Here is a 12972-nt window from a genome sequence, read left to right as displayed (position 1 = left end):
AACGGAAATTTCAAACTGGTATGAGACATAGAATTCTACTCTTTGGGGCACTGGCAATTGTCGGTCTTTGCACCGCTCGAACGGCCGAGGCGCAGTACGGTAAGATCAGCGCGAAGTTGGTCGACGCTAAGACTGGCGAGCCGCTCCTCCATGCTAGCGTGCAGGTTCTCGAAACCAAGCAGGGGGCGTACAGCAAAGAGAACGGGGTTGCGACAATCATCAATCTCCCCCCGAGCGAGAATTACACCGTGGTAGCAAAGTACGCCGGTTACGTACCGGATACGGCTTACCATGTAAAGGTTCAGTCCGACATTACGACCTCACTCAACTTCAAGCTCGGTTCCAAGAATGTCACTATTATCGTCACCAGTGATAAACAAGTAGACAAGACGAAAACTGACATTTCGACCAAGTTCGCCCCGTCAGTCCTCATGAGCATGCCTTCACGACAGCGGCTCGATCAAGTTATTTTGCTGACTCCCGGATTGGTCCAGGACAATTCGAATGGCGGATTCTCAGTCCATGGCAGCCGTGGTACTCAGAACGCTATTAAGATTAACAATGTCGAAATCAGCGATCCCTTGACTGGGCGCACGAGCACACTCCAGCAATCAATTTCGCGTCTGGCTATCTCCGAAGTTGACGTTGTAACAGGCAATGCCGATGCCTCGAAAGGTGGATTTACCGGTGGTATGGTCAATACGCAGACCAAACAGGGGACCAATACGCTGGATGTGTCGGCTCACTATCGAACCGAGATCCCGGCGTTGTTTGGTACGTCTTCCAACGGCTTTAAACAGATGCCGGCAGGGGATAACCTCTATGAAGTCTCCGTTAGCGGACCACTTGTGACGGACGCGGTAAAATATGCTGTGACCGCAAAACTTAATTCCTTCAAGTATTATAATGTTTTTACGGATCCGACTCTTGTCAATGATGGACTTGGAGTTACCGATCCGCTGGGGAACAATGTTGGTCAACTCCCACACGATAGCCGATGGCGCCGCTATGGAAGTGCCAAATTGACATTCGATGCTTTCGGCTTTAATATGTCGGCTGATGCGGAACTGAGTTCGGAAACCGATCTCATTAACGATGCGAGCTTCCTCTATTTAGATCCTTACTACCTTCCTGCTTCGAACACAGTCAATAATGTCTATGATTTTAATGCTCGCGGTCAGATCGGCGATGGAGTTCTCGAATTGACCGGGGCGTATAGCATCATCAATTCGCAGACTGGCAAGTACGATCAATCCCAGCCCGTCGATGCGCTTCACTCACCGAAGTTCATGTCCATCGCGGATAATTACACATGGAACGATCAGGATCAGAGTGTCATAAAGGGCGGCGACGGGATCATCGATATCTTCACGCAAGTTTCGCAACAGATTCCGAATCCAGCGAATCCGACTCAGCCATACGGAAATTCCGTGCCCGGAGTGAATCCCTTCACTGGTCATATTGAAGGACCACCGATTACGTATACAACCAATAACGCCTACGGGCTTCCTGGCATATTTCCTACGGTAGGAAATGTCTATGGGATCAGCCAGGAAAATACCGGACAGAGCCAATTTAAGGGTCAGTATTCGGTGCAAATCGGATCGCACTATCTATCAGGCGGAGTCGAAGGCAATTATATGTCACTCTTTCAATATTCTAACGGGCTCCCGTGGGATGCGAATCCTTTCAAGGACTCCTTTTACGTTCATCCGTATACCGGGGCGATCAACGTTTCGGATAAGATGGAGTTCAGTGACATTACATTCAACCCAGGGCTTCGATTTGACATGTATCAGCCCGGGACCAAGACGATCAATAATATCTATGATCCGATCGGTACGGGCACAACAGCAACGCCGCTGCAAACGCAGTTGTCGCCGCGTTTGGCTATCACCTATGCCGTCACGGACCAAACGACGTTCGATTTTGGGTACAACTGGTATTTCAAGCAACCGAATCTTTATTCTGCATTGCAGAACGCAGCCGGTAACGATGCATTGCTTCGATTGGCTTTGCTGCGTGGGAATAATCTCATTGGCAATGGTGGCTTGAAAGCGGAACGCACCAGGGAAGTCGGCGTTGGATTCTCTACGCAGGTTTCAGACGTCGTTTCACTTTCAATTCACGGCATTTATAAGGACCTTCGCAATGATGCTGGTCTTCAACGCATTTCCAGTCCGTTGCTCGCAACTGGCTATTTACTCTATTCAGACGATCAATACGGCAACTCTCGCGCGATCGAAGTCATCCTCGAGAAACGAATGTCAGATAATTACTCGGTCAAACTCCAGTACACGTATTCATCCGCGAAAGGAACATCGACCTCCGCGACAGAGAACTATGCACAGCTGATCAATGCCGATCCGAATTCGGAGCAGGCAGTACTTCCGCTCCAGCCGTTCCCGCTTAGTTTCGATAAGCCTCATGTGGCGCAGCTCATCTTCAACCTGAATTACAATAAAGGCGAAGGTCCGACGCTCTTTGGTTCGAAGCTCCTGGAGGAATTCTCGCTTGCTGCTACAACAGAATATCAGTCCGGAGTGCCGTATACGCGATACGATCTCCGTGGCGCGCAAATTGGTGATTTCAATGGCGATCGCGAGCCAGATTACTTCCAGACGGATGCCACGTTGACACGCACTATTCCATTCGAGGACTTGCTCGGACCGAGTTTCAAGTCCCTGTCGATGGATCTCCAACTTGAAATATCCAACGTGTTCAATCGCACTACTCCTTTGGAGGTGTTTCCGACGACGGGTCAGGGTGATAATGACGGTTCTCTCGGCGTCTGGGGCAGTACGATTGATTACGTGAACGACCCGGTGAATGGACCGTTCGATCAATTCGGCAAGCCACTTTATAATGCAAGAATCGCCCAGCATGATAAAATTGGCAATGTGAGCGACGTTGTCACCGTTGCCGATCAGCAAGCATCTTTCACTCGGCTTCGCAATGACAATCTCTCGCGGCATCTTTTCTATCAAATTCCTCGCCGCGCATATTTCAACGTGATCGTTCGGTTTTGACGGAGCGTCGCTCAACACGATTGAATTCCCGCTTTAACGAAAAAGAAAAGTTTAGAATCGAAAGACCTGTATGACAATTCGCACTCAATTGGGCGCACCGGCCCTCAGCGCAGGCGTGCCGCTTGACAGCATGCGCATCCGCAGACTGACATCGCTTTGGTCGGCAAGCTCTATGCTTGCTGGACTTCTGGCGGTTTTCACGCTCGTGCTATGCACATCATCGGATTCTTCGGCGCGTCTGGTCCCGAAAGGCAAAAAGGGAAGTTCGACGCCGCTGAGTTTCCGGCGTCAGCTCAATGTCTATAGCAACATGTCGTTCTACTATACCAATAGTGGGATGCTATTTTACGCCGGCAATGGAAATGATGAAGGCCTCTTCTGGCCACGTGGATCCGGCGATAGCTACATTTTTGGTGGCGGAATTTGGTTCGCAACCAAAAAGCAGATTCAGGGGAAGCGACGCAAACTCTGTGATCTCGGATATAATCCGAACTCGGGTGCTGGTTGGTACGTCGAAGGCGAAAAAGCGGCTGTGGATGGTGGCGGTAAGACTGCAACCGATCAGACGAATTATGATTCTAAGTACATCAGTTACGTCAGTCCCCGATATGATAAGACCACCGGTAAGTTCATTTCTGGGAGCTCTACCGTCGTGCCGCCACCATACTGTGCGTGGCCACTTTGGGATACTGCGACCGGTAAAACACTCTTCCGCAATTTCTATTTCGGCGATTACATCTCTGATGTATCCATGCGCGATTTGGCCACGCTTCAAAAAATTAAGCCGACGGCCAAGCCGGCAATTGTTTCCGAGGAAGACATTGTGAATCTCTACACGGACGCCGACACCAAAAATAATCCGGAGTTTCGAGAAGGCCAAGGATATCCGTTTGGGATCGATGTGCAGGAGGTCGTTTATTCTTGGAGCTTTGGCCGATATCGTGATATGGTGTTTGTCCGCTATCGAATCATAAACTCATCTTCAGACAGTCTGCTAGACTGCTGGATCGCTCCCGCGTTTGATGTTGATCTTGGTACTGCAGACGGTGGGGCTGGAAATGATTTTAATAGCTACGTATCGGACGCAGTCGCCACAACAAATGCAAATGTTTCCGATCTTGCACAGCTTCGGGAGCCGTATCATACGCATCCTTCTGCATTGAACATGGCTTATCAATATCGGACCGCTCCTTATAAGGGCCAAGCACACGGAATGCTGGGAATGAGTTTCCTTGAGAGTCCTGTCAAAGGGCCAAATGGCAATATCATTCCGAATGACGATAGCGCTGCACTGAACGGTTATTATGGCTCGAAGAGTCTCTTCCAGACAAATCAACAGGGACTTGTGACGTTCCGAGCATGGAATATCAACAACGATCCTGCGACGCAAGATCTCCGATATGACTTCGTATCCGCCGGCTCCCGCGACGTCGCTGCCGCGACCGCGAACGATCAGCGTATGTGTATGGGCACTGGACCGTTTACCCTGCCACCAGGGCAGCATGTAGAGACAACGGTGGCGTTCACAGTCGCGCGAGTCAGCCCGACCGATGCCAGAGCCAACTTTGGTGCTTTGCTCCAACTGACCGATTTTGCACATCAAGTCTTTGGAGAACCAAAGGTACTTGATAGTACAATCACGAAGGACACCAACGGAGCCTTTGACACCAATTATGTCGCCGTTGTGGATCACTTTCTGTCGCCGGTCCCGCCTTCACTTCCAACTATAACGACGAAGTCTCTCGACCGTGCGGTTCTCGTCACATGGGATTCGACGGCTGAAAAGAGTTTTGATTACGTAACGGGATTGCACAACATTACCCGGGACACGATCTTCGTGCCACAGCTCCGACGCAGTGTGACGAAGCTGGATACCACTCTGCCATTTCTTGGCTATCAACTGTGGCGTTCGACACGTAGCGATCATGATAGCACGATTCGTCCAGATGGCATTAATCCGGATGTGCTTTTGAAGCAATGGCAGCTTTACGATTTTGCAACAGACTCTGTGTTCGCCATCGATACATTCGGCTTGTACAGTTCAACCTTGCATAAATGGACGCGAATCGATTCATTGCAGGCACACTTTAGCCATTGGCATTATCGGCGCAAAAATAGCACCCCACATGATATTCCTCATCATTATCTTGATGTGGGCGATGACAACCACGACGGTGTCATCAACGGGAGCGAAGGTTTGTTGAATGGGGTGCGCTATTATTACTATCTCGTAGCGTACGATGAGTTTGACTCGATCAACCAGGTCGGGCCACTCTTCACTGCGATCGTTCCAGACAAGAATTTTGTGCAGGAGATCCCTTCAAAGCCACCGTTCATTGCGCATTTCGCTGATAACGCCTCGAACGATCTTGCGAACAATTGCATGGCCGGTGGGCTTGAGGATGTGCGGCTCGATATTATCGATTCGGGACGATTCCTTTCCGTCTACACCAATGATGAAATCGACGTCGCCTTCCAGCCTCGGTGGGCAGAATATGGGCCGGCTGCTCTATTCAAGAGCTACCTCCAGGAGTGGGTGGATGTAACGGATACGAAGAACGGACTAGACAATACGTATGCGCGTATGCATAATCCGCCAGCCTCAACGGAAGGTTATAACTTCCCGCAGGTTTCACCAAGATTGCCGATCGTCGTTAAGCAGAAACTGGGACAGGTTCTACCTGACACGACATTTTCTTCGGCCTTCACAACCGATAACTCTGCGTTCGCACCGCAACAAACAATCGATCGGACCTTTCGGGTACTTGCCGACCTGACTTTCACGCAGGATAGCGCAGGTTATTCGCTCGATGGAGTATCGGCATCGGCTGGCGTCGATACGTCGATTATGAGCATGTCGCTCCGCACCGCACTCTTGAGTGATAATTATGGTGCGATTTCGAATGCGACGAAAGGCAACACGCGACCATCATTTATGGGCGCGCTGGGAAATGTTGCGTATGAAGTGTCATTTGACAACTTCCAACAGACTCCTGCGACCGTCGCTCCAGTGCCACACGATCTTGCTCCTTCACAAAAGGTGTCCTTCGTGGCTCCAACAATCACCGATACGAAGCACAATGTGACATTTAGTCCACAGGTGCTTCCGTTACACGTGCGCATCGCAGGATGTCCTTCCGCAGAATTGCGCCATATTGAGGACAGCCTCATCAATTATACAATCGAATACAATGGTCTCTACTATAAAGATACCTTTGGTTCTGCTGGTTTCGTATATCCTTGGTTCAACGATCCGAACCATGCACATCCTGCCGATCCTGACACTATGAAGGTGCCCAATCCAGGCTGGTACGAAATGGATGCGTATCATTATGATGATGCAAATCCATTTACAACAAATCACACCTCGCCAACTCTTATCGCAACGACCGTCGGCCCCTTCTACTGGCCGATTGACGTGCCGGTGAGCGGAGGATTTGACACAAGTGGCAACATGAATGGTGGATACAACCACCTCGTTGTCCATCGCTTGAAGGTTGCCGGTGCCGAGATCATATTCAATGCACCCGAGGCAAAATCCGACCTCCAAACAGGTGGTCGCACAACGCTTGGTACCCCGCATCTACGTGATTTCCAGCCGGGCGACAAAGTGACACTTGCCTTCAGCGGGATCACAAAGAACCTGCCGTTCCCTGGCGCGAAGTTCCGGATCCTGACGACTGGCGGCAGCACCGTCGATGCAGCGAATGCAAGCTTGTACACACAAAATGTGCTCGATCAGGTCCAGGTTGTACCGAACCCGTATGTCGTGACGCATTTAGGACAAACATCTACTGACAATGCCAAACTGTTCTTTACACGGCTTCCACCACGCGCGACGATCGAGATTTATGCGCTCGATGGAACGCTGATCAACACCCTTGAGCATTATGGCTATCAGGATTCTGTTTATCAAGATCCTGGTAATCCGGCACAAACAACAACGACATACTTCTACAACCGTGGACCGGGTGACCGGAATTCGGTCGAAGAATGGAATCTCCTGACATCCGGCCGCCAGCGTATTGGAAGTCAAGTTCTAATCGCTCGAGTGATTGCCAAGGATCCGAATAATAATGACGCCGTCATCGGCGAAACAACCACGAAATTCGCGGTCGTCGTCGGTATTTCAAAATAGTAAGGAAGAGAACTGAACATGAACCGAGCGTCTAATATGAGCCGTAGAAATATGATGCGGGCCGTTGCGTTGCTTTGTGGGTTCCTTGCCGTTTCGAATCTAGCGTTCGGGCAAGGAGCTTCCACGACGGGGACGACGTCTGCGAATTTCACAAACGTTGGGGCCTCCGGGTCGGTCTTCACAAAGATCTGGGTCGGAGCCCGTGCTTCTGGTATGGCCGGTGCCTATAGTGGACTGGCGGACGATATTTCATCGCTGTACTGGAATCCAGCGGGTATCGCCCGGCTGCCAGGTATCAATGTTGAAGCAACGCATACCATCTGGTTTGCTGACATTTCCCATGAATTCATCGGTATGTCCATGCCGATCAGCGATCGATATCGTCTTGGCGCCGCGCTGACTCTTGTCGATTACGGCAGCTTGGCGTATTCGACCATTCAAAACGACGCGAATGCCGGAACGTTCAATGCGAACGATCTATCCTTTGCGCTTACTCTTGCGGGTGCATTGACGGATCGCTTTTCCTATGGTGCGACCGTCAAGTACCTTCGAAGTGCAATCTTAGACATGGCTGCCGACGGATTTGCATTCGATGCCGGCTCCTTATACCAGACCGACTTCTATCACATGAGGATCTCGATGGATCTGGCGAATTTGGGGTCCGATCGGAATTTCACCGGCAATTCATTGTCAGTCCTGATCAACAATGGAAGCGGAGTCAATCAAAAGAGCACTCCGCTTTCTTCGGATCTCCGAACGGCCAATTTTGCATTGCCACTTATCTTTCGAATTGGCGCGGCAACGGACATATTTCAAGGGAATGTTGAAAATCAGAAGTTAAATGTTGACTTCGATTTTTCGACGCATTCTGATGGTCCGGAGCAATTCAACCTTGGTGGTGAGTATATCTACAATGATATGGCGGCGTTCCGGCTTGGCTATGCGTTCAATCAGGATCAGCTTGGTCTGGGTGCGGGTGCTGGATACCACTACAAGAGCGAAGACTTTTCCGGCACCGTTGATTATTCGATCAATTTGACAAGGGCGCTCGGATCGATTCATCGGATTTCACTTAGCGCCACCTTCCAATAAGAGTTCGATTCCCGCTTATCCTTGTTGTTTGGATAGGCGGGATGCTGAAACCATTTTCTCTGTTCGCGAGATACATTGGGACTCGTTTTGTATAATTATGATCTCAACTCGCTCTATTCTTTTCGCCCTCGCGACGCTTTCCGTTCTCATCACCGCTACTCGCGCTCAGCAAGGGCCTGTCGAAGCTGATGCGGTAGCGTTCAGATATGACAGCACCCGCTGTGAAGTCGAAATCTTCTATGGTGTCTTAGAGCGTGCGCTGGCATTCCATCAAAGTGGCAACAATTGGACAGCATTGGTCCGGGCGCGCACCGAAATCTGGCAAAACGGAGCATTGATTGCGAACAAGGATATTAACGATACTCTGCGCCATACTGGCACAAAGGCGCAGGTTGATTCTTTAGGCGCGAATAAGCTTTTGGGCGCCGCTGGATTTACTATCCCATATGCACCGACGACAAACGCGGCATTTCTTTGGCAGCGAGGCGCAAAAGATGGAAAGCCAATTTATGATACAATTCTGATTCCGCTTTCTCTTCCGTCTCGTGAGAATTCTCACTTCGCGCTCGGTGGGATTGAAATGGCGTCCTCCGCGAAGAAGTCACTCGGAAAGACAAGTCCATTCGAGAAGGCAGGAGAGATATTGACTCCGAATCCATCTGCGGTGTTTGGTGAAAATTACACAAAACTCTACTATTACACGGAAGTATATGTGCCCCGTCCGCTGATTGATCCTTCCCAAAGTATGGAAGTCGTATCCAGTGTGGTCGATGGCACAGGTAGGGAGGTACTTACCGGGTCGGTGAAACTATCAATTGCCGGCGAGACTCTTCCAGTCGTCGGTGCACTCGATATTGATGGGCTGGCGGGAGATTCCTATAAGCTTCGCATCCGCATCCGACATGAAGATGCCGTCGTGGCGGAAATTGAAAAGCCATTCTATTTTGTGTCAGAGATGAAGCTCTCGGAGGAAGCCCCATCTCAGTCTGCTGTTGATGAAAGCATCTTATTTGCTGCCAGCGATTTCTCAAAATTGTCCGAGTCAGAAGCCGACGAGCGGATTGCGCAGTCGCTCTATATGGGTTCGGAAACGGATCATAGCAACGTGAAAAGCCTGAAGGATGTCGAGGCAAAACGGCATTTCCTCTACGATTTTTGGCGTAAACAGGATGCCGCCCACAACGCTGTGAAGCCTCTTGGCGCATATCACGACTTCATGTCGCGGGTCGATTCTGCCAATAAACTATATACGCACATGAAGACGGCGGGATGGAAGAGCGGACGAGGTCGGGTGTTCATCATCTATGGCTTGCCATCGGCCCTCGATGATACCCATATGGTGGGAACAGAATCGAAGCCATACATCGTCTGGGAATACGACCCCACTCCCAATATGCGACTTACTGCCGGCAGCACGCGACCCATGTTCGTTTTCGTGGACCGCCAAGGAGGAGGCAATTTCGTTCTTGTCCATTCTACGGTAGTTGGCGAGAATTACGAGCCAGACTGGTATAATCGTGAGGCGTACCGCCTTACTCACTGAGTGATGTCTGGGGCTGTGCTCCTGTTACTTCGTCTTTTGGGCTCCCTTCTCGGTCAACTAGCCTATTTCCTAGGACTGCGCCGCGATGTAACATTGGATAACCTGCATCGAGCTTTTCCGACGATGCAATCCTCGAAGCTTCGTTCGATCGCTCGACGAAGCTTTTCGAACTTAGGGATTGTCTTCGCGGAAATGCTCTACCTTCGATTTGCACGCGCGAAGGCCCTTCGCTCGGGACTGACAATCAGTAACCTTGATCGCATCAATCCGATACTTTCGAGTTCGAAAGGCGCAATTCTTTTATCAGGCCACATCGGGAATTGGGAATGGCTTGCTATCGGCTGTGGATTGCGGGTTCAGCGCCATTTGAGCGTAATCATCAAGAATCAGCGCTCATCGTTTATTGAGCGATTTCTTGGGCGAATGCGAACTCGCTTTGGCAACAAGATGCTGAATGCTGGCGATGTTCGCGCTATTTTCAAAGCGCTTCAAGGTGGGGCGTTCCTGGCAATTCTGGGCGATCAAACAGCCGGGGCGAATGATATGCGCGTCACTTTTTTCGGACGTGACGTCCCTACATTTGAAGGCACGGCTCGCCTCGCGTTGCGATCCGGTGCGCCAATTCTGTTTCTTCAACCTGTTCGCAGAACTCGGCGCGGCTATGAGTGCCTGTTTCACCTCGTTGAATCTTCCGATCTCGTCGGTGCCACGAAGGAGAACATCCTGACTCTTACCGCTCGACACACAACATTGCTTGAGCAGGCGATTCGTCAGAAGCCAGAACTCTGGCTGTGGCAGCACCGACGATGGAAGCATGCAAAGTCGGATTGAACATGCGTGCATTAATTATCGAGACGGCATTTGTTGGCGACGTCATTGTCTCTCTCGGCTTAGCGCGTGAGCTTAAGCGCATCCAATCCGATGCGTTCATAGCATATCTCGTCCGACCCGAAGCAGCGGCGATTGTCAAAGTATGCCCCGATGTCGATGATGTTATCATTTTCGACAAGTATGGCGCAGATTCTGGCCGGTCCGGAGTGTTGAAGAAAGCAGCTGAGTTGAACATAATGGGTTTTGATACCATCATTGCCCTACATGGATCTCGCAGAAGCCAACTATTAGTCTCACGGGTGGACGCCATACGAAAGCTCGGATTTGTACCAATGCGCAGCGCCGGACTCACGCATACGGTTGCCGACGCCGGGTGGTCGAATCGATATGAACGAGCCATTCTTCCGCTCACTACTCTTTTCGCAAATGTGGAACATAGTAGCCTACCTCGTCTGGATTGTGGCGTATTTCCCGAAGCTTCCCAGTTCGCTACCCGCTTCGATCGCTGCGTTGCACTTGCGCCAGGAAGCGTGTGGGCCACCAAACAATGGGGTGCATCAAGTTTTGCTTCGCTTGCGCAAGCACTTTCATCCGCCAAGATAGGTATCATAATTATTGGTGGCGCCGATTCACGAAATGCCGCGGATGACATTAGTGCACTGGCCGGTGAGTCGAATGTGTTGGACCTAACGGGCAAAACGAGCTTTGCCCAATCTGGAGCCGCGATCGCCGCGGCATCCCTCTTGGTTTCGAATGATAGCGCACCGGCACATCTTGCCATTGCTGTTGGAACTCGGGTACTAACCATTTTTGGTCCGACGGTTTCGGCATTCGGATTTGCACCCCCAAAAGGCAGGGGAGAGGTCATCGAGATGGCAGACCTCTGGTGCCGGCCCTGCGCATCCCATGGTAGTAACGCTTGTCCGGTCTATACTCATGCCTGCATGAAAGAGATTACCCCGGAAGTAGTCTTCGAACGAGTGATCACGGCATTATCGTTAAATAGTTGACGTTCAAGGAATTCGTGATACAATCGAAGTCGATTCCGCTTCGCAAGCGCATTGCTGAGCTAGCCTTTTTCCTGTTTCTCATTTCCGTCGGACCAGTCGTCTATGCCGCTGCTGAGATAGAGCAGAAGCAATGGCGGCGTACGCCGATTACTCGCATCATTAATCAGCGCCAACGCAGCCGCGCGTTGTACCGGCGATATGGAGCTATCCTACAATCACCATTTGTCCCTCAAATTGTCCCGAGTGCATGAAAGAATACTCAGAGCTTCTTGAAGACGAGCAATTCAAGCACGGCAAGCGCTCGGGCAATCTCAAGACGGCGCTAACCATGCTGACTGACATGCTCATCGAACTAAATGCTCTCGAAATCTACTACCAGAAGCCAGCCTCCAAAGCTGTGGCGCCGCAGGAAATTGCTGCGCTTCGGGAGAAGATCGAATACTTGAAACGCCTGTTACATGAATCCCTGCAACCATGATCTTACCGTGCGCCCCATGTATTCATGGAACACATAACGACCGATGAAAATCTACACCAAGACGGGCGATGACGGAACGACCGGACTCTTCGGCGGAGGCCGCGTTCCAAAAGACTCGCCCCGCATCGAAGCATACGGCACCGTTGACGAATTGAATTCGTGCATTGGCTTAGTCCGCGCAGCGTCCGGTGAGCTGTTCGTTGATTTGTTACAGCGCATATCGGAGGAGTTGTTCGTGCTCGGCGGCGATCTTGCCACTCCGCTCGAAACCAGGTCCGATTACGAAGTCCCCCGCATTGGGGAATCGCAAGTTCGAGCGCTCGAACTCGCGATCGATGAGCACGATGCACAATTGCCATCGCTCAAACGGTTCATACTGCCGGGCGGCACACCGCTCGCTGCGCATCTGCACCATGCCCGCACCGTCTGCCGCCGCGCCGAACGGCTGCTCGTTACGCTTACCACACGCGAGAAGATCGGTCCCAACGATATCATCTATCTGAACCGCCTTTCGGACTTGCTCTTCGTCCTTGCCCGCCGCGCAAACCAGCTTGCTGGCGTGCGCGACATCGAGTGGGCAGGAGCGGCTGCTACGGATGCCGCCAGAAAAGTCTAATTCCTACGGCAAAGCAGCGGCATTTCGCGCTGTATTTTCAGCTTGCCTATTGCAATAGGTGCCGGAAGTTAAAGTAGTACTTTAATTCTCTCTTTTGAGTTGTCATTTAATGAACGCCCTCCCCGCTCCCATGAGCAGCGATGAGTCTTTTGTCAATGAGCAATGGGTGCCTGTAACCCCACAACCAATATAGCACATCAAACGACGGGATGCAAGCCCTTCCTCAAAATAATCG

The 12972-nt window shown here is 51.0% G+C and carries 9 protein-coding genes; all 9 read left to right on the top strand.

The genetic code is table 11. From position 1 onward, the window contains the following. Positions 1 to 20: 20 nt before the first annotated feature. Complete coding sequence (locus Q8902_05585; GenBank protein MDP4199025.1) at positions 21 to 3029, top strand: carboxypeptidase regulatory-like domain-containing protein; 3009 nt, start codon at positions 21 to 23, stop codon at positions 3027 to 3029. Between the two features lie 70 nt (positions 3030 to 3099). Then, positions 3100 to 7167, top strand: coding sequence for a hypothetical protein (locus Q8902_05580; GenBank protein MDP4199024.1), 4068 nt, complete (start codon positions 3100 to 3102; stop codon positions 7165 to 7167). Between the two features lie 36 nt (positions 7168 to 7203). Continuing rightward, on the top strand, positions 7204 to 8259 hold the full coding sequence (locus tag Q8902_05575; GenBank protein ID MDP4199023.1) for a PorV/PorQ family protein: 1056 nt from the start codon (positions 7204 to 7206) through the stop codon (positions 8257 to 8259). Positions 8260 to 8356: 97 nt separating this feature from the next. Beyond that, a complete protein-coding gene (locus tag Q8902_05570; protein ID MDP4199022.1) occupies positions 8357 to 9802 on the top strand; it encodes a GWxTD domain-containing protein in 1446 nt (481 codons plus the stop codon). Positions 9803 to 9805: 3 nt separating this feature from the next. Continuing rightward, positions 9806 to 10633 carry a lysophospholipid acyltransferase family protein gene (locus Q8902_05565; protein MDP4199021.1) on the top strand — a complete coding sequence of 276 codons (828 nt, stop codon included), beginning with the start codon at positions 9806 to 9808 and terminating at the stop codon, positions 10631 to 10633. Positions 10634 to 10635: 2 nt separating this feature from the next. Then, entirely contained in the window at positions 10636 to 11643 is a 1008-nt protein-coding gene (locus Q8902_05560) for a glycosyltransferase family 9 protein (GenBank protein ID MDP4199020.1), read from the top strand. 14 nt (positions 11644 to 11657) lie between these two features. Continuing rightward, positions 11658 to 11894 carry a hypothetical protein gene (locus Q8902_05555; protein MDP4199019.1) on the top strand — a complete coding sequence of 79 codons (237 nt, stop codon included), beginning with the start codon at positions 11658 to 11660 and terminating at the stop codon, positions 11892 to 11894. Further along, complete coding sequence (locus tag Q8902_05550; GenBank protein ID MDP4199018.1) at positions 11891 to 12121, top strand: hypothetical protein; 231 nt, start codon at positions 11891 to 11893, stop codon at positions 12119 to 12121. Before Q8902_05555 ends, Q8902_05550 begins: the two co-directional genes overlap by 4 nt. A 43-nt stretch (positions 12122 to 12164) precedes the next feature. After that, the gene (locus tag Q8902_05545; GenBank protein ID MDP4199017.1) at positions 12165 to 12737 is read left to right on the top strand and encodes a cob(I)yrinic acid a,c-diamide adenosyltransferase; all 573 of its coding nucleotides are present in this window, start codon (positions 12165 to 12167) and stop codon (positions 12735 to 12737) included. Positions 12738 to 12972 lie beyond the last annotated feature (235 nt).

The organism is Bacteroidota bacterium (assembly GCA_030706745.1).
Lineage (GTDB): Bacteria > Bacteroidota > Ignavibacteria > Palsa-1295 > Palsa-1295 > PALSA-1295.
Note: the sequence above shows the minus strand (reverse complement) of the source record. Positions and strands in the feature narration are given on the sequence as shown.